At 64.1% G+C, this 20,628-nt stretch carries 19 protein-coding genes; 9 read left to right on the top strand and 10 right to left on the bottom strand.

Annotated elements, in window-relative coordinates; all coding sequences use genetic code 11:
* Positions 1-19: 19 nt before the first annotated feature.
* The 9 genes from OSH12_RS22125 to ccoN all read right to left on the bottom strand — a co-directional run bounded on the left by OSH12_RS22125 (position 20) and on the right by ccoN (position 8,698).
* Positions 20-1,357, bottom strand: coding sequence for an ABC transporter substrate-binding protein (locus OSH12_RS22125; RefSeq protein WP_266345803.1), 1,338 nt, complete (start codon positions 1,355-1,357; stop codon positions 20-22).
* Positions 1,358-1,747: 390 nt separating this feature from the next.
* Complete coding sequence (gene ccoS / locus OSH12_RS22120; protein ID WP_266345802.1) at positions 1,748-1,909, bottom strand: cbb3-type cytochrome oxidase assembly protein CcoS; 162 nt, start codon at positions 1,907-1,909, stop codon at positions 1,748-1,750.
* Positions 1,897-4,185, bottom strand: a complete 2,289-nt coding sequence (locus OSH12_RS22115; RefSeq protein WP_266345801.1) for a cation-translocating P-type ATPase — start codon at positions 4,183-4,185, stop codon at positions 1,897-1,899. Before OSH12_RS22115 ends, ccoS begins: the two co-directional genes overlap by 13 nt.
* Complete coding sequence (locus tag OSH12_RS22110) at positions 4,182-4,970, bottom strand: DUF2189 domain-containing protein (RefSeq protein ID WP_266345800.1); 789 nt, start codon at positions 4,968-4,970, stop codon at positions 4,182-4,184. The genes OSH12_RS22115 and OSH12_RS22110 overlap by 4 nt, the downstream gene beginning before the upstream one ends.
* 14 nt (positions 4,971-4,984) lie before the next feature.
* On the bottom strand, positions 4,985-5,158 hold the full coding sequence (locus OSH12_RS22105; RefSeq protein WP_323180710.1) for a hypothetical protein: 174 nt from the start codon (positions 5,156-5,158) through the stop codon (positions 4,985-4,987).
* A gap of 38 nt (positions 5,159-5,196) precedes the next feature.
* Positions 5,197-6,078 (bottom strand): cytochrome-c oxidase, cbb3-type subunit III, encoded by an 882-nt coding sequence (gene ccoP / locus OSH12_RS22100; RefSeq protein ID WP_266345798.1) that lies wholly within the window; start codon positions 6,076-6,078, stop codon positions 5,197-5,199.
* A complete protein-coding gene (locus OSH12_RS22095; protein ID WP_266345797.1) occupies positions 6,069-6,239 on the bottom strand; it encodes a cbb3-type cytochrome c oxidase subunit 3 in 171 nt (56 codons plus the stop codon). The genes ccoP and OSH12_RS22095 overlap by 10 nt, the downstream gene beginning before the upstream one ends.
* Positions 6,240-6,244: 5 nt before the next feature.
* Positions 6,245-7,036 carry a cytochrome-c oxidase, cbb3-type subunit II gene (gene ccoO, locus OSH12_RS22090; protein WP_266345796.1) on the bottom strand — a complete coding sequence of 264 codons (792 nt, stop codon included), beginning with the start codon at positions 7,034-7,036 and terminating at the stop codon, positions 6,245-6,247.
* Positions 7,037-7,042: 6 nt separating this feature from the next.
* Complete coding sequence (gene ccoN, locus OSH12_RS22085; RefSeq protein ID WP_266345795.1) at positions 7,043-8,698, bottom strand: cytochrome-c oxidase, cbb3-type subunit I; 1,656 nt, start codon at positions 8,696-8,698, stop codon at positions 7,043-7,045.
* Positions 8,699-8,960: 262 nt separating this feature from the next.
* Between ccoN and OSH12_RS22080 the strand changes: the two genes are divergently transcribed.
* A complete protein-coding gene (locus tag OSH12_RS22080) occupies positions 8,961-9,170 on the top strand; it encodes a DUF1858 domain-containing protein (RefSeq protein WP_266345794.1) in 210 nt (69 codons plus the stop codon).
* Between the two features lies 1 nt (position 9,171).
* Here OSH12_RS22080 and OSH12_RS22075 read toward each other — a convergent pair whose 3' ends face one another.
* Entirely contained in the window at positions 9,172-9,876 is a 705-nt protein-coding gene (locus tag OSH12_RS22075; protein WP_266345793.1) for a Crp/Fnr family transcriptional regulator, read from the bottom strand.
* 218 nt (positions 9,877-10,094) lie between these two features.
* On the opposite strand from OSH12_RS22075, the gene OSH12_RS22070 reads away from it, so the two are divergent.
* The 8 genes from OSH12_RS22070 (at position 10,095) to OSH12_RS22035 (ending at position 20,438) form a co-directional block, all read left to right on the top strand.
* Positions 10,095-10,535: a pseudoazurin gene (locus OSH12_RS22070; RefSeq protein WP_266345792.1), complete on the top strand. Its 441-nt coding sequence runs from the start codon at positions 10,095-10,097 to the stop codon at positions 10,533-10,535.
* Between the two features lie 55 nt (positions 10,536-10,590).
* Positions 10,591-11,793 (top strand): NnrS family protein, encoded by a 1,203-nt coding sequence (locus OSH12_RS22065; protein ID WP_266345791.1) that lies wholly within the window; start codon positions 10,591-10,593, stop codon positions 11,791-11,793.
* A 99-nt stretch (positions 11,794-11,892) separates the two neighbouring features.
* Positions 11,893-13,437 carry a copper-containing nitrite reductase gene (gene nirK, locus OSH12_RS22060; RefSeq protein WP_266345790.1) on the top strand — a complete coding sequence of 515 codons (1,545 nt, stop codon included), beginning with the start codon at positions 11,893-11,895 and terminating at the stop codon, positions 13,435-13,437.
* 312 nt (positions 13,438-13,749) lie between these two features.
* Positions 13,750-14,865 (top strand): HPP family protein, encoded by a 1,116-nt coding sequence (locus OSH12_RS22055; protein WP_266345789.1) that lies wholly within the window; start codon positions 13,750-13,752, stop codon positions 14,863-14,865.
* A gap of 260 nt (positions 14,866-15,125) precedes the next feature.
* Positions 15,126-15,299, top strand: coding sequence for a hypothetical protein (locus OSH12_RS22050; protein WP_266345788.1), 174 nt, complete (start codon positions 15,126-15,128; stop codon positions 15,297-15,299).
* 2 nt (positions 15,300-15,301) lie between these two features.
* Positions 15,302-15,805, top strand: a complete 504-nt coding sequence (locus OSH12_RS22045; RefSeq protein ID WP_266345787.1) for an RNA polymerase sigma factor — start codon at positions 15,302-15,304, stop codon at positions 15,803-15,805.
* 100 nt (positions 15,806-15,905) lie between these two features.
* A complete protein-coding gene (locus OSH12_RS22040; RefSeq protein WP_266345786.1) occupies positions 15,906-16,865 on the top strand; it encodes a FecR family protein in 960 nt (319 codons plus the stop codon).
* Positions 16,866-17,165: 300 nt separating this feature from the next.
* Positions 17,166-20,438 carry a TonB-dependent receptor domain-containing protein gene (locus tag OSH12_RS22035; protein ID WP_266345785.1) on the top strand — a complete coding sequence of 1,091 codons (3,273 nt, stop codon included), beginning with the start codon at positions 17,166-17,168 and terminating at the stop codon, positions 20,436-20,438.
* Positions 20,439-20,628: the final 190 nt, after the last annotated feature.

Below are 20,628 nucleotides of genomic sequence, written 5' to 3'. Positions count from 1 at the left end.
CGCATTCAGGATTGCAACGTCAGAGGCTTCGGCCCTTCTGGGCCGAATTCGCCGCTGCCGTCAGGTCCTCGACCGTCTGCGCCGGCGTTGCCTGGCCGAGCAGGAGCGCATGCACGACGTCGCCGACACGGGCCTGGAAGTCCGGATACCAGGGCAGCGTGCGGGCCGGAACGACCTTCGAGCCGGTCTCGAAAGTCTTCGAGATCAGCGGCAGGTCGTAGTAATCCGGGAAGGCGGCGATGACGTCGGGGTCCTTGAAGAAGCCCGGATAGGGCGCAGCGAGGCCCGCTGCCTTGGCCCACTGATTGAAGACGGTGAACTTGCCGGCCGAATCCTTCCAGCCATAGAACTTCATCAGATCCCAGGCGGCTTCGCGCCGGGGGGCATCTTCGCCGGCGCCGAGTTGCAGCACTTCGCCGATCTGGAAGGTGAAGTTGGAACCGCCGATCGGCGACTGCATGACATTGGCGGATTCCGGCCCTCCCAACGCGCGGATCGACGTCAGGAAATAGTGGTGCAGCACGAAGAAGGCGGCTTCGCCCTGCGCCATCTGGTTGGCCAGCTTGCCCGGATCGGTGTTCAGGACCGACTTTGCCGCCAGACCTTCCTGATACATGGCCTGCCACCATTCGAAGACACCGACGGTCTTCGGATCGTCGGCGAAGACCGGCTTGCCGGCCGCGTCGAACGCGGTGACGCCCTCGTTCAGCAGATAGGTGTGCAGGTATTCCTCGCAGAATTCCTTCACCCAATAGGCGACGTAGGGCGCATCGACGATCTTCTTGTCCTTGAGCGTCTTCGAGGCGTCGTAGATTTCCTTCAGCGTCTGCGGCGCGGCAGCGATGCCGGCGTCCTTCAGCATGCGCTGGTTGTAGTGCATCATGTGTACGGCGGAGAAATAGGGCGCGCTGATGATGTCGCCGCTGGCGTTCACATAAGCTGGGCGCGCGCTCTCAAACATGTCGGCGACCATGTCATCGACGCCGGGCAGGCCGTTCAGCTTCGAAGCCCAGCCCTGGTCGACGAACTTCTGCGAGTTGTAGGCGAAGTTGTAATAGAGATCGATCGCGTCGCCGCCGCGCAGGCGGGTCTGCAGCGCCGGCGAATAGCCGACATTCGGGATCACGGCGAGATTGACGGCTGGATTGCCCTTGGCGGTCCATTCGCCGACGAGCGTCTTGATCATGTCGGGCTGGAAATCCCAGGCGAGCATGTCGAGCGAGCCGGTGAAGCCGGCTGCCTCTGCGCGGCCGACGAGGCCCGGCGCCATGAGGGCGGCCATCGCCGTGGCGCCGCCAGCCTTCAGAAAGGCGCGCCGATCGAGGCCGCCCGCCATGTTGTTCTTGTTGGTCTTCATCGTGAACCCCTTCCCTTGGATGGACTTGCCTTCGAGAGAGCGGCTGGTGCCGTCCCTGTTTCCCTCCGGGGCGCAGACTGTTGCCGTCTGTTTGATCCCGGCTTTCGTCTCGACCGGCTGCCCAAATCCCGCGCGATTCGCTTTGTTTTGCGCTGGCGGGATGGCTTGCCGTCCGTCTTGGCCCTCAGGCTAGGACAGGCGCTATCAAGTATCAACGCTAAATATTGTTGGTAAAATCATCATACGATGCCTCATGCGGCATCGTTCCACGAGATGGAAAATTTGGCGCGCGGGAAGGGGATCGATGGTCGGCGCTGCCGGCATTAACGGCAGGCAGCGAGGCCGACCGATGCAGGCGACGGGGTGCTGGAATCGAAAGTTGCGGGCGCTTCAGGCGCCGGGGCCCCGGTCTTCGTCTTCATCCAGGAGGATGCGTTCGGCGGCGCCGTCGAGGTCTTCATATTGGCCGCTGCGAAGCGACCAAAGGAAGATGACGAGCGCCACCACGCCGATCAGCAGCGCGAGCGGAACGAGGAAGATCAGGCTGTCCATGGCTGACCTTGTGCGACCGGGGTCTGGCGCACGTCCCGTTCGGCGGCTTCCGTGGGCCGCGTTTTGACAGCGGCGCTGGACTTTGCCTCGCCCTTGCCGTTGCCGGCCTTGAGACGCAGCGCATTGGCGACGACCAGGATCGACGACAGCGACATGGCCAGCGCTGCGATGAGGGGGGTCACCCATCCGGCGATCGCGATCGGTAGCGCGATGAGATTGTAGACGATGGCGAGGCCGAAGTTCTGGCGGATGAGCCGCCCCGCTTCCATCGAAACGTGATGCGCCAGCGGTACGGCCTTCAGGCTGTCGCGCAGGAAGACAAAGTCGGCGGCGTTGCGACCGATATCGGCGGCGCTCGCTGGCGCCATCGAGACATGGGCTGCCGTCAGGACCGGCGCGTCATTGAGCCCGTCGCCGACCATCAGTGTCTTTCTGCCCGCCGCGGCGAGCGCTTCCACGCGAAACACCTTGTCGGCGGGCAGGGCGGACGCGGTGAAATTGGGGATGCCCAACTCGGCGGCCGTCGCCTGCACGGCTTCCGCGCGGTCGCCGGAAAGGATGAGCGTTTCAAGGCCGGCTTGACGGAGGGCCGACACGGCTTCGCGCGCGTCCGGCCGCAGTTCGTCCGTGAAGAAAAAGGGTGCGAGCAACTTTCCGTCGCGGCTGAGGACGGCTCCCTGCCATTCGCCGGGGTTCGTCAGCGCCCAATCGGCCCGTCCGAGGCGATAGGTCTGGCCGTCCAATTCCGCCTCGATGCCGCGGCCGGGAATCTCGGTCAGCCGCGCGAACGTCACGTCGCCAACGCCAAAGCGCGCGGCGATGGCGCGCGAAGCGGGATGGTTGGAGGATGCGGCCATCGCGGCGGCGATCGCCGCATCCGTGGGCTCGATCCTCTCATCGTCGACGAGCTTCAACTGGCCGCGGGTCAGCGTGCCCGTCTTGTCGAAGGCGACGGTGTCTATCTCGGCCAGGCGCTCCATGGCGGAGCCGTCCTTGACCATGACCCCGTTCTCGAACAGGCGCCGGGCGGCGACGACCTGAACGATCGGCACGGCGAGGCCGAGCGCGCAGGGGCAGGTGATGATGAGGACGGCGATGGCGATGCTGATCGAGCGATGCCAGTCGCCGGTGGCGGCGATCCAGCCGATTAACGTCAGGAAGGCCGTTGCATGCACGACTGGCGAATAGAGCTGCGAGGCACGGTCGGCGAGCCGCCGATAGCGGGCCTTGCCGCCTTCCGCTGCTTCCATCAGCCGGACCATCTCGGCGAGGAACGAGTCCTCCGCTCGTGCGGTCGCCGTGACGACGAGGCCGCCGGTCAGGTTCAGCATGCCGGCCTTGAGCACGGATCCTGCCTCGACAGGCTGGGGCAGGCTTTCGCCGGAAACAACGGAACAATCGAGTTCGGAAGCGCCGCTGAGGATGGTGCCATCGACCGGCACGCGGTCGCCGGCAGCGACGAGCAGCACCATGCCGGGTTCGATTTCGGCCACCGGCAGGTAGTCGCGGCTGCCGTCAGCGTGCAGGACGGTCGCGCCGCGCGGGGCGAGGCGAACCAGGCCGCTGACCGCCTGTCGTGCCTTCTCGCGCATCAAATGGTCGAGCGTGCGACCGATCAGCAGGAAGAACACCAGCGATGTCGCGGCGTCGAAATAGGCGTGCGCGCCGTTCTGGAAGGTGTCGTAGACGCTGATGCCGAAGGCGAGGCTGATGCCGATCGAGATCGGCACGTCCATGTTGGTGCGGCCATGCTTGAGCGCGCTCCAGGCGGAGCGGAAGAAGACGAGACCGGAATAGAATAGCGCCGGTATGGCGAGCAGGGCCGAGATCCAGTGAAACGCCTGCCGGGTTTCCGCGTCGGCGCCGGACCAGACCGACACCGACAGCAGCATGATGTTCATCGAGGAAAAGCCGGCAACGGCCAGCGCACGGATCAGCCGGGTAAGCTGCGGATCGCTCGCCGCCTCGGTCGTGTCATAGAGGTGCGAGGCATAGCCGAGCCCCGCCAGAGTCTCGATCAGCGGCGGAACCTCGCCGCGCCACTTTACGCTCGCTCGCCGGGTCGAGAGGTTTACCCGGGCGTGCGTGACGCCGGGAAGCCCGGCCAGTCCCCGCTCGATCTTGCGGATGCAGTCGGCGCAATGCATGTCCGGCACGGCGAGATCGACCTGGCGAAGGCCGTCGCCGAGATCGCGGCTGGCGAGAAGCAGTTCCTCGTTCGAGACGGCGTCGATCGGCCGGGCCGCGTCGGCGGCGCCGGCCGCGCAGCAACTCATTTCATCGCCTCATAGCTGTGCCAGGTCGCGTGGCCCAGCAGCGGGAACACGACGATCAGACCGATCAGCCCCGTTGCCACGCAGACAGCGAAGAGCGCGAGGACGATCGCGCCCCAGGTCAGCATCACCGGCAGATTGTTCCAGACCAGCGAAATGCTGGTGCCCATTGCCGTGAACGCGTCGGTATCCTCATCGAGCAACATCGGGATCGCGAAGGTGCTGATGGCGAAGGAGAAGGCCGCGAACAGCGCGCCGACGACGGTTCCGACCAGAAGCATCGCAAGGCCCACCGGCGTGGTGAACAGCATGGTTGCGACGTGATCGAGCCCGGGGAACGGGCGCAAGCCGAAGAACAGCGCGTAGATGATTACCGCGGCGCGCATCCAGACCAGCATGAGCAGGCAGAGAATGGCACCGGTAAACCAAACCTGGGCGCCGGACCGTGCCTTCACGAAGATCATCCGCGCCAGCGAGACCGGACGGCCCTGCGCGATGTCGCGGCTCTTGGCGTAGAGCCCGATCGCGACGAGTGGCCCGACGACCATGAAGCCGGCCAGCGCCGGGAAGAGGATGTAGTCGAGGCCGAGAGCGAACAGGCTCCAGATCACGACGACCGAGATGGCGAAGACGACCAGTCCGTAGACGAGGCTGGTCGCCGGGCTGACGAGCAGGTCGCGCCAGCCGGCCGCGAGCCAGCCGAAGGCAGCGCCTGGAGCGAGGCCGCGCCGCCGCGACGGCGCAAGCGGTTGCTGGAGGGCATTGGATGGATTTGTGGTGGTGGCCATGAAAATCTCCTGCCTCAGCATGCAGACTTGGCGGCGCGGAAGCCGTCACCGGAATCGGAAGCCGCCTTTGCATGCGGGACGCAATCCGGCTGGTAGCGGAGCGCGACATAGACGAGATGCGCATTGGCGCCGAGCAGGACGACGATGCTGACCGAAGCGATGGCGATCGAAATCCACCTCCAGTTCACCCGTCGTTCCCGCGTTCCGGGCGCTGATCGAGCGAGGCTCATTTTGCCTCTCCCTCAAGCGAATGCACGTAGAGCGCCAGGATTTTGGTGTCGATCGGGCTCAGACGCTCGCCCCAATGCGGCATGTGACCCTGCCGCCCGCCATAAACCGTGCTGTAGATCGACTGTGCGTCGCCGCCATAGATCCAGGCCTGATCGGTCAGGTCGGGCGCGCCGAGTTCGGCATTGCCCTTGCCCGCTTCGCCGTGACAGGCGACGCAGTTGGCCGCGAAGACCTCCTGGCCCGCCTTGACCCGGTCGGCGTCGAGCGGTGCGCCCGTCGCCGTTCCCGACAGGGAGCGGACATAGGCGACGACATTGGTCACCTGCTCGCGGTCGAGGATGCCCTCCTTGCCGAACGCCATCATCTGGGAAACGCGCGTATCGCCATGGGTCGAGTTGATGCCGACGCGGATGGTTTCGGCGATGGCTTCCGGTGTGCCGCCCCAGAGCCAACTCTTGGCCTTGAGATCGGGGAAGCCCGGACCGCCCTTGGCATCGACACCGTGGCAGGCAGCGCAATTGTCGACAAACAGCGTGCGTCCGGTTTCGCGGACGGATTGCATCAGCGCCGGATCAGCCTCGATGGCGGCGTAGTCCAGCGTGGCGACGCGGTCGGTCCAGCCGGCGCGGGCGGTGGCGGCATCCGCCACTTCGCGAGTGACGATTTCGCGCTGGTCGATGCCAAGCACGCCCTTGGTATAGGTCCAGCCCAGCGGCCAGGCCGGCATCAGGACCCAATATCCGATCGAAAACAGGATGGTGACGGCCAGAAAGAACAGCACGACGCGCGGCACCGGCGAGTCGAGTTCCTCGATGCCGTTCCATTCATGTCCGGTCGTCGTCCGTCCGGTGACGGGATCGCGCTTGCCTAGTTCCACGGCTTGTCGTCCTTGTCGAGAATGCTCTTCTTGGCCTGGTCGAAGCCCTTCTTGTTCTTCGGCCAGAACGTGTAGACCAGCACGCCAATGGAGAGCGCGATCAGGTAGAACAGCCCCCAGCTCTTGGAGAAGGCGACGACGGATTGATAGTCGAGGTCCATCGCTGTCAGCCTCCCGTTGCTTGAGTTGCGCCTGTCTCGGCCTTCGTTGCCTCGGCCTTGGGGGCTTCTGCGCCGGTTGCTTCGGTCTTGGCCGTGGCTGCGTCCGTCAGCTTGCCCAGGATCTGAAGATAGGCGACCAGCGCGTCCATCTCGGTCACGCGCGACGGATCGCCGTCGAAGGCGCGGATATTGGTCGCCTCGCCATAGCGTTCGCTGACGTCGGTGGCGAAGGTCGTATCCGGCGTTGCCTGGCCGTAGGCATCGGCTGGCGCGTTGTCGATCATCGCCTGTGTGTAGGGAACGCCGACGCGGCTCATCGCCAGAAGATGATCGCCGAGGTCGTCGGTGCGCAGCGTCGTCCGCTCCAGCCAGCCATATTTCGGCATGACGGATTCGGGCACGACGTCGCGCGGATTGCGCAGATGCGCCGTCTGCCAGGCGTCCGAATACTTGCCGCCGAGGCGGGCGAGATCGGGGCCGGTGCGCTTCGATCCCCAGAGCATCGGATGGTCGTACTGGGACTCGACTGCCAGCGAATAGGGACCGTAGCGCTCGACCTCGTCGCGCAGGGTGCGGATCATCTGCGAGTGGCAGGCATAGCAGCCTTCGCGCAGATAGATGTTGCGCCCCGCCAGTTCGAGCGGCGTGTAGACGCGCATGTCGGGCGCCTTTTCGACCGTCTCGTGGATCGTGAACAGCGGCGCGATCTCGACGAACCCGCCGATCGCCGAAACGCCGACGATGGCCAGCACGAAGCCGATGGCGCTGCGTTCGAGCTTGCGATGAAAACTCGGCATGGTCGGCTATTCTCCAGCCTGAAGGGCGGGTTGGGGCGCAAGGTGCGGCTCGTCCGCTTCGCCCTGGCTGGCGAGAGCGGTTCCCGGCTGACGGATGGTCATCCAGATGTTGTAGGAGCCGAGGATTGCGCCGATCAGGAACAGCAGGCCGCCAAAGGTGCGTGCGATGTAATAGGGATGCATCGCAACCAGAGAGTCGACGAAGGAATAGGCCAGCGTCCCGCTTTCATTATAGGTGCGCCACATCAGGCCCTGAATGATGCCCGAATTCCACATCGCGAAGACGTAGACGACGGTCCCGGCGAGCGCCAACCAGAAGTGCCACTCGATAAGCTTCGACGAATACATGCGTTCGCGCTTCCACATCCACGGCACCAGCGCATAGATCGAGCCGAAGGAGATCATCGCCACCCAGCCGAGCGCGCCGGCATGGACATGGCCTACCGTCCAGTCGGTGTAGTGGCTCAGCGAATTGACAGCGCGGATCGCCATGAACGAGCCCTCGAAAGTCGAAAGGCCGTAGAAGACGGCGGCGACCATCATGAAGCGCAGCGTGGCGTCGTCGCGAACCTTGTGCCAGGCGCCGTTCAGGGTCGCCAGCGCATTGCCGGCGGAGGCCCAGGACGGCACGAGCAGCACGATCGAGAAGGTCATGCCAAGTGTCTGCACCCATTGCGGCAGGGCCGTGTAGTGCAGATGGTGCGAGCCCGCCCACATATACATGAAGGTGATGCCCCAGAAACTGATGATCGACAGCCTGTAGGAGAAGATCGGCCGCCCGGCGCGCTTCGGCAGGTAATAATACATCATGCCGAGGAAGCCGGCGGTCAGGAAGAAGGCGACGGCGTTGTGGCCATACCACCACTGGGTCATCGCATCCTGCACGCCGGAGAACAGCGAGTAGCTCTTGGCGTGGCCGAACGATACAGGCACGGCGAGGTTGTTGACGATGTGCAGCACCGCCACGACCAGGATGAACGCCATGTAGTACCAGTTGGCGACGTAGATATGGGGCTCTTTGCGCCGCTGCAGCGTGCGTATGTAGATCAGGAAGTAGACGACCCAGACGACGACCAGGAAAATGTCGGCGTACCATTCCGGCTCGGCATACTCCTTGGACTGCGTGACGCCGATGAAATAGCCGCTCACCGCGATGATGCAGAAGAGATTGTAGCCGAGCAGCACGAACCAGGGGCTGATCTGCTCGGGCAGCCGCGCCCGCGACGTGCGCTGGAGTACATGGAAGGAGGTGGCGATCAGCGCATTGCCGCCGAAGCCGAAGATGACGCTCGTCGTATGCACCGGCCGGATGCGGCCAAAACTCGCCCAGCCTGCGTCGAAGGTGAGATCGGGCCAAGCCAACAGGGCGGCGACCCAGACACCGAAGGTGAGGCCGAATACGGCCCAGGCCATGGCGAGCACGATGCCGACCTTGGTCGGGTCATCATAGTAGCGCAACAGCCGCGAAATGTCGGGCTCGGGCGCGTAATAGCCCGCGATCACGAAGAAGCTCACGCCGAGGGCGTAGAGAAGAATGATGAAACCATGGGTCCCGATCGGATCGCCGCGGCCAACGGCGGCAAGCGCCAGGCCGCAAAGTGCGATCAGAATCGAGATCGCGAGTGCGACCTGCCGATCGCCCCTGCTTAATCCCGCAACCATATCCGAGCCCTCATATTCCAGAAATCACGCCATCGCGCCGCCTTCACGAGAGGCTGCGCGCGGCTGGACCTTCTAGGAATTCAGCGCGTTCGTATTTGTTCTAGATCAAAGAGAGAGGCAAAAAGCGTTGCTGGCGATGACTTGAATGGTCTTCAGAACCTCCACGTCGCCGAGCAGAAAACCGCCTCTATCCTTGCATCAACGCAAGGAGCGGTCGCGGTGAGACGCCTACTCTGCCGATGGGTCAGCGGGAGCGAAGGTGATGGAAGTGGCGCTGGAGACGATGTCGATGGACGCGATCATGCGGCGGTGGCCGAAGACCATCCGTGTGGTTCTCCGTCATCACATGCTGTGCGTCGGCTGTCCGATGGCGCCGTTCCAGACGGTCGCCGAGGCATGCCGCGACAATGGCGTCGATAGGGCCGTTTTCCTCGAAGACGTCCGGCGCGTGATCGAAGATGGTCCGGGCTAGATCAATCCTTGCCGGCCTTGCCTTCGGCGAGCAGCATGAGGCGATGCGGCGCCACGACCGTCACGCGCTGACGGCCGCTCTCGACCAGCCCTTTCGCCTCCCAGGCCGTCAGGAGACGACTGACCGTGTGCAGCGTGGTCCCGGTCATTTCGGCGATATCCTGGCGCGAGATCGGAAAATCGATCCGAATTCCCGCCTCCGTCTTTATTCCTGTCTGGCTGGCAAGCCGCAGCAAGGCGTTGGCGACCCGCTGCTCGACCCGCTCGGTCGCCATTTCGACAAGGCGGGTCTGTACGTCCTGCAGGCGGGCGCCGATGGTCTTGTAGGTATTGGTGCCGAAGGCCGGTATCCGCTGGATGAAGTCGCTCCAGAGCGCGCCCGGCCATGCCAGCACGACGCAATCGACCGCAGCGATCGCGCTGGCGGGATAGGTTGAGCGCCCCAGCGCCTGGGCTATCCCAAGCAGTTCGCCGGGACTGATATAGCGCACGATCACCTGATCGCCATCCGGCGTGGTCTTGACGACGCGGACATGCCCGTCGAGCAGCAGGAAGAAGGAATGCGCCGCCCCCTCCTGCTCGAAAACCACCGAATCCTTAGCGATTCGCAAGGAGCGGGCGCTGGAGAGAACGTAGTCGAGGTTCGCAGGCGAGGCGGTCTCGAAGGGCGGCAGCCCCATGATCAGGGAGCGATCCAGTTGGCTCATGGTTCCTCTCAGCGCGACGCTTCGGGCCGCTTCCGGGGGATTTGTGCGAGCGCGCCGCAATCTCCCATTCCGCCTGGTAAATCGCAAGCGTCGTTACCTGCCTCTTCGGTTCCAGATCCGTTCGCTTCTTTGCGCTGTAACAAATCCGACCGTCGGCGGGCCGTCTATAGAGAGGGTGATGACAGGGATCATCACGGCTTGAAACGAAGGAACGCACTATGAAACGGACTATGGCCTTGGCCGCGGCAGTCATTGCAATCGCCATGGCGAGCGGCGCCCAAGCCGCGGATCACCAGGTCCAGATGCTGAACAAGGGCGAAAAGGGCGCCATGGTATTCCAGCCCGATTTCATCACGGCGGCTCCCGGCGATACCGTCACCTTCCTGCCGACCGACAAGTCCCATGATGCCGAATCCGTCAAGGGCATGCTCCCCGCCGGCGCCGAGCCCTTCAAAGGCAAGATGAGCGAGAAGATCACCGTGACCGTCGACGCAGAGGGCGTCTATGGCGTGAAGTGCACGCCTCATTACGGCATGGGCATGGTGGCCCTGATCGTCGTCGGAAAGCCGGCTAACCTGGCCGAGGCGCAGGCGGTAAAGCATCCCGGCAAGGCCAAGAAGGCCTTCGAGGCGCTGCTGGCGCAAGTTCCCGCCAACTGATCGTTGCCTGCCCACCGGGCCGGAATCTCATCCGGCCCCTACCGGGATTTCCTGAATGGCCATTCCCCGCACCCGGCCGGGCCGCCACCCCGCCATTCTTTCCTATGGCTTCCGGCCATTCTTCGGGCTCGGCGCGCTTTATGCCGGCCTGTCGATCCTGTTCTGGCTGCCGCTCCTGCATGGCCATTTGGCGACGTCGAGCGTGTTTGTCCCGGTCGACTGGCATGTGCATGAACTGTTGTTCGGCTATCTGGCGGCCGTTTTGACGGGCTTCCTTCTGACCGCCATCCCAAACTGGACTGGCCGCCTGCCGGTGCAGGGGCTGCCCCTGCTCGCGCTGGTGCTGCTATGGCTCGCCGGCCGGTTTGCCGTGTTCTATTCGGCGCAGACGGGCTGGTTGCTGGCCGCCCTGATCGATTGCGCCTTCCTGCTGGCCGTCGCCGCCGCCGCTACGGTGGAAATCGTCGCGGGCCGCAACTGGCGCAATCTCAAGGTTCTCATCCCGGTCGCCGTTCTCTTGGCGGCCAATATTCTTTTCCATATCGAGGCGCATGTCGAAGGCCTGTCCGACATCGCCCGAAGACTGGCGATCGGCGGGGCCATCGTTCTGGTGATGGTGATTGGCGGCCGCCTCATCCCGAGCTTCACCCGCAATTGGCTGGCCCGCGAGAATCCCGGCCGCCTGCCGGTGCCCCTCAACCGTTTCGACATGGCGACGATCCTGCTCACGGCGCTGGCGCTGATGGCGTGGACCTTCTGGCCGGAGCGAGCGGAGGCCGGCACGGCGCTTCTGGTCGCCGCCTTCCTCAACGCGATCCGGCTTGCCCGATGGGCGGGCGACCGCACGCTGCGCGATCCCCTCGTGCTGATCCTGCACGTTGCCTATGCCTTCGTGCCGCTTGGTCTGTTTTTGACCGCGCTGGCGATTCTGCTGCCGGAAATCGTCGCCACCGTCGCCGGGCTGCACACGTTTGGTGTCGGCGCCATCGGCACCATGACGCTCGCCGTCATGGTCCGCGCCACGCTGGGCCATACTGGTAATCCGCTGCGTGCCGGCAGGGCGGGCAGTTTCGTCTTCGCCGCCATCCTGATCGCCGCGGCTGCGCGCATCGCCGCCGCGCTCGGTTTGCCGGGAGACTGGCTCCTTCATCTCTCCGCCTTGGCTTGGGCGGCGGCGTTTCTGGGCTTTGCCCTGCTCTATGGCGGCATGCTTTGCCGGCCACGCCGGCAAGCTGCCAAATCTCCGCAGATTTCGTAATCATTCGCGCCTCTCCTTGCGTTTCGGCAAAGAAGGAAAGTACCCGGCCGCTATTTTCGGCCTGTTCCTTTCTCGTCCAGAGCAACATTGGAGAGATCCATGCTCGATCTACGCAAAGCGACAGGCGAATTTCTTCCGAAGGCGCCAAGAGGCGATCCACCACAAAAGCGCTCGCTGTTCCGGCGCCTGTTGGTGGCAATGATGGCGATCTTCGCCATGATGTTGCTGTCACCGGCCTTCGCCCAGAACCATCAGCATGGCGCGGCGCCGGCCGAAGCGCAGGCGTCGACGGCACCTGTTGCCGTCGACAAGAGTGCTCCACCGGCCGGTGTCCCCGTCGCGACGGCTTCGGTCAGCTATCACAACCCGACGACCTTCACGCTGCGGACCGGCATTGCCACCGGGCGCATGGTCTATATCGGTGTCGGCGGCGACATTGACGGCAAGATCAATCCGACCCTGATGGTGCATGAGGGCGAGTTGATCCAGATCAACCTCATCAATGGCGAGGGCGCAGAGCATGACGTCGTCGTCGATCAGTATGCGGCGCGCTCCTCCGTCGTGGTCGGCAAGAACGCCTCCTCCACCTTCGCCTTCACGGCGAGCAAAGTCGGCGAGTTTGCCTATTTCTGCTCGATCGCCGGACATCGTCAGGCCGGCATGGAGGGTTTGATCCAGGTCATGGCTGGTCCGCGCGAGGCCATGACATCGGCCGCTGCCGACGTCGTCCGCGATCCCGCCGATTTGCCCGGACCTATCGGGCAGCGCGGCTCGAAGGTTGTCCGGGTCGATCTGGAGACCGTCGAGTTGGTCGGCAGGCTCGATGATGGCTCGACCTATACCTACTGGACGTTCAACGCCAAGGTTCCGGGCCCGTTCATCCGGGTGCGCGTCGGAGATACGGTCGAAGTGCATCTGAGAAACCCGGAAGGCAGCGTCATGGCGCATTCCGTCGATTTTCACGCAGCGACCGGTCCCGGTGGCGGTGCCCATGCAACGCAGACGGACCCGGGCAACGAGACCGTCGTGACCTTCAAGGCGCTCAAGCCCGGCATCTTCGTCTACCACTGCGCCACGCCGAGCGTTGCCCACCACATCACCAGCGGCATGTACGGCATGATCCTGGTCGAACCGGAGGGCGGCCTGCCGCAGGTCGACCGTGAATTCTACGTGATGCAGGGCGAACTCTACACCGTCGAACCGTTCGGCTCGAACGGCGCGCTTGAGATGGACTATGACAAGCTGATCTCCGAACGGCCGGAATACTTCCTGTTCAACGGCGCGGTCGGTTCGCTGACGAAGAGCCATCCGCTCTATGCCACCGTGGGAGAGACCGTTCGCATCTTCTTCGGCGTCGGCGGCCCGAACTTCACGTCTTCATTCCACGTCATCGGCGAGATCTTCGACAACGTCTATTCCATGGGCAGCGTCGGCTCGCCGCCCCTGACGGGCGTGCAGACGGTCACCGTGCCGCCGGGCGGCGCGACGATCGTCGACTTCAAGATCGATCGCGGCGGCCACTATGTCCTGGTCGATCACGCCCTGTCGCGCGCCGAGCGCGGGCTGGCCGGATACCTGATCGTCGATGGGCCGGAGAACGACGACATCATGCACGCCGGCCCTGCCGACAAATCTGCCAAGTAACCCTCTCGGGCAAGTTTCGCAGGAGACTGCCCTTCAGAATGACGCCTCGCGCTACTTCGCGGGGCGTTTTTGCGTGCAGATTCCAGTTTTCGCATCCGCAATGGCCCCAGCGCGATCGGTTGAGCGTTCCCATCGGTTCTTGTATGGAGAGGGCTGGATGCGTCGTCCGGCCTCTTGCCGTATCGGCTGCGCCCCGCCGCTCCATTCGTCTTCGGTCGAACTCGACGCCGCAAAAGGGCCGTGAGTCCGCGCTGTCCGCGAACGAGACCGGCCCGAATTGCGTTCCTTGAAAACTGCTCCCAGGCCCGTGACATGATACAGCCTCCCGACGCCTCCAAACCGGAGGCCAGCCGTTCCTGGGGCTCCCGATTCTTTTCACCGATCCTGGCTGGTGCGACGCTGCGCGACCGGATGATCGCCTGCTTCGGAGCGTTGCTGGGCATTGCGCTGACCGGCGCCATCAGCGGATATCTGTTCGGCCACGGTCCGCATCTTCCGCTCATCGTCGCGCCCATAGGCGCCTCCGCCGTGCTTCTCTTCGCCGTGCCGGCAAGCCCGCTCGCGCAGCCATGGTCGATCATCGGCGGCAACACGATATCCGCCCTGATCGGCCTGATCGTCGCCCATTTCATTTCGGATCCGATCCTTGCGATCGGCGTCGGCGTCTCGCTGGCCATCGCCGCCATGTCGTTCACGCGGTGCCTGCATCCGCCGGGAGGCGCCGCGGCCCTGACCGCCGTTCTGGGCGGGCCTGCCGTGGCCGGTTGGGGGTTTCTCTTCCCTTTCGTTCCCGTCGCTCTGAACTCCTGCCTCCTTGTCGCGCTGGGGCTGCTCTTCCATAAGCTCGCGAGGCGCAGCTACCCCCACGTCGCTGTAAAGCCGGTCGAAAATCTCCATCAGACGAACGACCTGCCTTCGTCGGTGCGGGTCGGGTTTCGCGAGGAAGACGTCGACGCGGCGCTGGAGGCCTTCGACGAGACCTTCGATATTGATCGGGCGGATTTGAGCCGGCTGCTGCAGCAGGTCGAACTTCAGGCTGCGGTCCGGTCGCACGCCGGCATAAGCTGCGCCGACATCATGTCGCGCGACGTGATCGCCATCGACGAAGATGCCGATCCGGATGACGCACGCCGTCTGTTGCTGAAGCACAATATCCGCGCCTTGCCGGTAAAGGACCGCCATGGCCGCCTGATCGGCACGGTCGGCCTCCGCGAGATTTCGCAGAGCACGGGCACGATCGCAGGGTCGATTTCGCCGCCGGCCACGGCAGCGGTCTCGGATGCAGCGCTGTCGCTGCTGCCGGTCCTGACAGATGGACGGACCCACGCCGTCATCATCGTCGATGCCGACGACCAGATCTTGGGTCTGATCTCGCAGACCGATCTTCTGAGCGCCGTAGCGCGCCTGCTGCCGAACGAGCCGGCGTGATCGGCGGAAGCCGGGTGGAACGATAGACGCGCGGTACGTGGTCACGGCTTTCGTTCGACGCCTGGTTCGACCGTCGTTTTCCATACACGACGAGTTGAGTAGCGTTTTCCGACGCTTGGCGGATCTTGGGCACGAGGTTTAGAAATCATCTAAATCATTGTTGTTGCAAGCATTTTTCATTTGCCCTATCCGGGCGTCAGGTTGAACCCACTCGCCGTTTCGCAGGCGCGCGAGCCCCATCCCGCACCTGTGCAGCGCTCATGACCGCGACGTACACGACCGACAGCCCGGAAAACCCGACGCCGATGCGCCTGCGCCATTGGCACCCGCCAATCATGGTGGTGCCGATCCAGCGCGGTGGCCGAAGGCTGCAACGGCTCGATCGGGTCGCGGCTTCGCTCTGCCGCCTGCAGCAACGCGGCGGCGGGTGCTAAGCATGTCCTGGGACATTCAGAGCCTGTTCCGGCGTCACGCCAAGGAAATCACCCGCGCCCTGCGGCGGCGCGGACTGAATGCCGAGACGGCGGCCGACATTACCCAGGACACGTTCCTGCGCGTGCTGGCATCGCCGCCGGAAGACGGCACGCTGAACCACAATCCGCGCGCCTATCTGCATCAGGTTTCGCGCCATCTGAGCATCAACCATGTCGAGCGCGTGCGTCGGTCGGCGATGGTCGAGGTCTCCGACGAGATCTGGACGCAGATCGCCGACCCGGCACCGTCGCCGGAGGTCGTGGTTTTTGACCGCCAGCGGCTTCGGCAGGTCGAGGCGGCGCTGGCCGAACTGCCCGAGCGGACGCGGATCGCCTTCGAACGCCATCGCCTTGGCGACCAGACGATCGCCGCCATCGGGCAGGAACTCGGCCTGTCGACGACCCGGACCTGGGCGCTGATCCGCGAGGCCTATCGCCATATCGTGCTTCGGACGGGCAGTCTTTGAACTAAATTCCAGCCGCGAGAGAAAAAGAAGCCGCGCCGTGGGTAATACATGGCGAGACGATTCGGCCGCGGGGCGCGTGCCGATCGCGGGGAGAGGAAGCATGAACAAGGTCACTCCGGACGCGGATCGGCTACTCGACGAGGCGATCGATCTGGTGATCCGCCTGCAGATCGCGCCCGACAATCCCGTGTCGATCGAGATGATCCGCGCCTGGCGCGCGCGTGGACCGCAGCACGAACGGGTCTGGACCCAGGTGTCGGACGTGCATGGCATGAGCGGCAAGGTCCTGACCGATCGCAGGAAGGCGGATCGCCGCCGGCAGTTCGCCCCCTCACGCCGGAATTTCATGCTGGGCGGCGCGGTCGGACTTGGCGCGCTCGCCGCTGGCTCACTGTTCGCGCCCGATGCGATCCTGCGGGCTCGCGCCGATTACATTACCGCCAAGGGCGAAATCCGCCGCATTCCGCTACCGGACGGCAGCCTGGCGACGCTTGGACCCGACAGCGCCATCGCGGTCGCCTTCGGTGCGGAGCAACGTGACATCACGCTACTGAAGGGCATGTGCTTCTTCGACGTCTCCGCCGATGGCGTCCTGCCGTTTCAGGTCCATTGCGGTCATGTGGCCGTCGTCGCGCGCGGTACGGCGTTCGACATGTCGAGCGATGCCGGCATCGTCAGCCTCGGTGTTGACACGGGCAGCGTCGATGCCCGCCTCGATCAATCCAACCCCCAGGCCCTTCGGCTCGAAGCCGGCGACTGGGCGAGTTTTGACCCCGACTCGCAAGCGAGCGAACGTGGCCGCCGCGAGCCCGGCCAGGTCGGATCCTGGCGCGAAAACCTCATCATCGCCGAGCGCGAGCCGGTCGCAGCCCTGGTCGCGAGGATCGGACGCTGGGTTCCCGGCCGGATCCTGATCGCCGATCCCTCCATCGGCGCGGCGCGGGTTAGCGGCCTGTTTGATGTCGGCGATCCGCTCCGCGCTCTCGAGGCTGCTGTTCTTCCGGCGGGCGGCCGTGTCCGCCAGGCCGCGTCCTTCCTGACGGTGATCTCCTCGATTTGAGGTGGAAGCACCCGTCCCTGCGGCGTCGGGCGCGCCGGACGGACAATCAGGATCCCCGTGCTTTCGCGCGCGGATAGGCCCCTCGAAATTATCTGCGGCGAGGGGAGAAAATTTCCGCACCCCGTTTGTATCAGTCTCAGGGACAGCACTACCCAGCATTCAGGCACGGCATCCCGCTCTCATGCAAACAACGGGAATAGCCGAGCCATGATGCGGAATTTGGGGAATGCTGCGTGCCGACGAACCGCGCGCAAGGCGTTCGTCGCAGCGCTGATGCTGTCGACGGGGATCGGTGCCGGGATGGCCACGATTTCTGCGGCGCAGGCGCAGGCGGCGACGCAGACGATCGATTTCAAGATCGCGCCCGGCCCCCTCAACCAGGCGCTGGCAGCATTCGGACGCCAGTCCGGCTTGCAGGTCACGTATCTGGCTGCCTCCGCGTCCGGCAAGACGTCGGCGGGCATCACCGGCCGCGCCACGCGCGACGAGGCGCTGGCTCGCATTCTCACCGGTTCCGGCCTCGTCTTCTCCTTCCCCAATGCGACGACGGCGACCGTCGGCAAGGCCGGATCCTCGAGTGCGCCGGTGGCCAATGATGGATCGCTGGTGCTGGAGACGATCGACGTAACGGCCGGCCGCGCCAGCCGCACGATTGGCTGGGACGGCACTGCCGCGACCGTGTTCACCACGCCCGCCGCCGTGGCGCATATTTCCAGCGAGACGCTGGAGCATTATCCGAGCAATTCGCCCTCCGACATGCTGCGCAGCCAGCCGGGCGTGCTTTCCGGCGAGAGCCGCAATAGCGGCGGCCTCGACGTCAACATTCGCGGCCTGCAGGGGCAGGGCCGCACGCCGGTCACCGTCGACGGCGCGATGAACGCCACGGCCGTCTATCGCGGTTATCAGGGCATCGCCAACCGCTCTTTCGTCGATCCGGATTTCATCGGCGGCATCAATATCGAGAAGGGCCCGAGCACCGCGCCGGGCGGCGCCGGCGCCATCGGCGGCACGGTCAACATGACCACGATCAACGCCGACGACATCGTCGCGCCAGGCCAGTCGATCGGTATCCGGGTCAAGGTCGAGGGCGGCAACAACACGACGCCGCTATCGAGCAAGGCCAAGGGTAATATGGCCCAGATCTTCACCGATGGCGTTTCCTACGCCTCGGCTGACGTCGATCGTCCCTCCTGGCTCGATCCGACATCCGGTTCGGCCAGCGTCGTGCTCGCGACCAAGAGTGAAAACTTCGATCTCGTCGCCGGTTTCGCCCGGCGCAAGTCCGGCAACTACCATGCCGGCGAAAACGGCTCGCATGCACCGGAGGAAACGGCTCCGCCGCAGCTCTGCATCGACATTCCCGGCTATTGCGATGGCTATACCTTCTTCAAGCCGGGCCTGACGGCCTATCTTCCGGGCGAGGAAGTGCTGAACACCTCGCAGAACAGCTATTCCGGCCTGCTCAAGGGCACGTTCCGCTTCGCCGATGATCACACGCTTGAACTCGGCTACTCGCACATGAAGAACGAGTATGGCGAGACCTATCCGATGGGGTTCTGGAACAACGAGCAGAACCGCCAGCAGGGCGTCCCATCCGAAGTCGAGGTCAACACCTATACCTCGCGCTATCGCTGGAACCCGGCCAGCGAACTGATCGACGTGAAGTGGAACCTCTGGGGCACCCAGCTCGAGGAATTGAGCTCGACGGCGGACGGCGGCGTGAACCGCTCCGACAAATGGGCCGATATGTGGGGCACCGACCTCTCCAATACTTCGGCGTTCTCGACGGGCCTCGGCGAGGTCGCGCTGCAATACGGCCTGGCCTACCAGAACGAGGCGACCGGTCCGGGAACCACGTCCTTCAGCGGCATTCCGGCACGACAGGGCGAGCGCTACGAGACCAGCGTCTTCACCAATGGCAAGTGGAGCCCGACGAACTGGCTGCAGCTCGAAGGCGGGCTGCGCTATCACAGCTACAATTCGAAGAACAAGGCGCCCGGAAATAGCGATGAGCCGGCCACTGACGACGCGCTCGACTTCTCGACGCGCGTGACGGTCATGCCGATGGACGGTGTCCAGATCTTCGGTGGCTACAAGGAGGCGTCGCGACTTCCGTCGCTGTTCGAAGCCGCCGGTGGCTTCGCGACGATTATCGACGAAAACTTGAAGCCGGAACGGGCCAAGGACTGGGAATTCGGCGCCAATCTCGTCAAGGAAGGCCTTCTGGCGGAAACTGACTCGCTCGGCCTGAAGCTCGCCTACTTCAACAATACGATCGATGACTACATAAACCGTCGGTGGGATCGCGTCGCGGTCGAGTATTATCCGGGTTATTACTACTACATCAACAATATGGTTGTCGGAAATATTGCGCAGGCGAAGTTCTCTGGTTTCGAGCTGTCGGGCAACTACAAGGTCGGCGGTTTCAATGCCGATTTCGCCGGTACCTACTACACCGACATCCAATATTGCCGGACCAACGATACCTGCAAGAACAGCTCGCTGGCGGCCGACTATGCGACCAACTACGTTCCGCCGGAATATTCGCTGAGCCTCGCGCTCAGCCAGAAGTTCTTCGACGACCGGCTGACGGTGGGTGGCCGCGTCACCTATGTCGGTCCGCGCGGCGCGGATGCCGAGCCGACGCAGTCCGGCGCCAGCCCGTTCATCGCGCCGATCACCTGGCAGCCCTACACGCTCCTTGACGTGTTCGCGAGCTATCAGCTCAGCGACTTCCTGATGGCGCAGATCAGCATCGAAAACCTGACGGACCAGTATTATGTCGATCCGCTCAACCTGGCTCTCCTGCCGTCTCCGGGTCGCACCATCAAGTTCAGCCTGACGGGCGAGTTCTCGCCCTCCGATTCCACCAGCGGTTCCGACGGTCTAGGCGGCCTGACACATTTCGCCGAAGGTCCTGAATTTGACTGGACGGGGGTCTATGTCGGTGCGAACGCCGCCTATATGAGCGGCGCCGCCCGGGCGGCTGACTTCGTGCAATACACGAAGGGCTTCACGCCGCCGGCCCCGAACGATCAGGTTCTGGGCGACTTTACCGGCAAGTCCGCGGGTATCCAGGCTGGCTTCAACTACCAGTTTGCCAACGATCTTGTTCTCGGTCTGGAGGGCGATTTCTCCTGGACCGATGCAAGCTATACAAAGGCTCAGTATGACGGGCGCTGGGACGCGTACGGCTTCACGGCCGACGTCAACTGGATGGCGACGGTCCGCGCCAAGGCTGGCGTCGCGGTGGATCGCCTCTTCGTCTACGGCTCGGCCGGTCTCACCGCCGCCGATGTAGACCAGTCCTATTTCTACACCACCAAGGAAGTCGGCAGCTCGAGCACCGCTTACTATGGCGACAGCAAGCGGATGACCGGCTGGACGGTCGGCGCCGGCGTCGAATACGCGATGACGCGGAACTGGACACTCAAGGGCGAGTACAACTTCGTCAACCTGGATCGCGGCTCGTTCGAGAACGAGTCCGAGTCCTTCGGCTCGACCCGGGTGCGGAGCTGGCGCGGCGATCTCGATATCGATCAGGTGCGCGTGGGCGTGAACTACAAGTTCTAGTTCTAGCGCAACGCCTCGTCGTCCAATAAAACCCAGGCAAAACAAATCCCCATGGAGAAGGTTTCCCAGGCATGAGCGACACAATCGACACCGTCCGGCCGCAGGAGGCGAGCCGCGCCAAGCTGCTGAAGGCGGAGACGACCGAAACCCACAGCCGGCTGGACCAGTCGATCATGGCGGGCCGGCCGTT

This window comes from Kaistia terrae, from assembly GCF_026344005.1.
Classification (GTDB): Bacteria; Pseudomonadota; Alphaproteobacteria; order Rhizobiales; family Kaistiaceae; genus Kaistia; species Kaistia terrae.
Note: the sequence above shows the minus strand (reverse complement) of the source record. Positions and strands in the feature narration are given on the sequence as shown.

Coding starts and splice junctions, on each gene's coding strand:
- OSH12_RS22115 (WP_266345801.1), bottom strand. CDS start 4,185: ATGAGTTGCTGCGCGGCCGGCGCCGCCGACGCGGCCCGGCCGATCGAC.
- ccoO (WP_266345796.1), bottom strand. CDS start 7,036: ATGCCGAGTTTTCATCGCAAGCTCGAACGCAGCGCCATCGGCTTCGTG.
- OSH12_RS22050 (WP_266345788.1), top strand. CDS start 15,126: ATGACCGCGACGTACACGACCGACAGCCCGGAAAACCCGACGCCGATG.
- OSH12_RS22095 (WP_266345797.1), bottom strand. CDS start 6,239: ATGGACCTCGACTATCAATCCGTCGTCGCCTTCTCCAAGAGCTGGGGG.
- OSH12_RS22045 (WP_266345787.1), top strand. CDS start 15,302: ATGTCCTGGGACATTCAGAGCCTGTTCCGGCGTCACGCCAAGGAAATC.
- OSH12_RS22040 (WP_266345786.1), top strand. CDS start 15,906: ATGAACAAGGTCACTCCGGACGCGGATCGGCTACTCGACGAGGCGATC.
- ccoS (WP_266345802.1), bottom strand. CDS start 1,909: ATGGACAGCCTGATCTTCCTCGTTCCGCTCGCGCTGCTGATCGGCGTG.
- OSH12_RS22080 (WP_266345794.1), top strand. CDS start 8,961: ATGGAAGTGGCGCTGGAGACGATGTCGATGGACGCGATCATGCGGCGG.
- OSH12_RS22055 (WP_266345789.1), top strand. CDS start 13,750: ATGATACAGCCTCCCGACGCCTCCAAACCGGAGGCCAGCCGTTCCTGG.
- OSH12_RS22065 (WP_266345791.1), top strand. CDS start 10,591: ATGGCCATTCCCCGCACCCGGCCGGGCCGCCACCCCGCCATTCTTTCC.
- nirK (WP_266345790.1), top strand. CDS start 11,893: ATGCTCGATCTACGCAAAGCGACAGGCGAATTTCTTCCGAAGGCGCCA.
- ccoN (WP_266345795.1), bottom strand. CDS start 8,698: ATGGTTGCGGGATTAAGCAGGGGCGATCGGCAGGTCGCACTCGCGATC.
- OSH12_RS22070 (WP_266345792.1), top strand. CDS start 10,095: ATGAAACGGACTATGGCCTTGGCCGCGGCAGTCATTGCAATCGCCATG.
- OSH12_RS22035 (WP_266345785.1), top strand. CDS start 17,166: ATGGCCACGATTTCTGCGGCGCAGGCGCAGGCGGCGACGCAGACGATC.
- OSH12_RS22125 (WP_266345803.1), bottom strand. CDS start 1,357: ATGAAGACCAACAAGAACAACATGGCGGGCGGCCTCGATCGGCGCGCC.
- OSH12_RS22075 (WP_266345793.1), bottom strand. CDS start 9,876: ATGAGCCAACTGGATCGCTCCCTGATCATGGGGCTGCCGCCCTTCGAG.
- OSH12_RS22110 (WP_266345800.1), bottom strand. CDS start 4,970: ATGGCCACCACCACAAATCCATCCAATGCCCTCCAGCAACCGCTTGCG.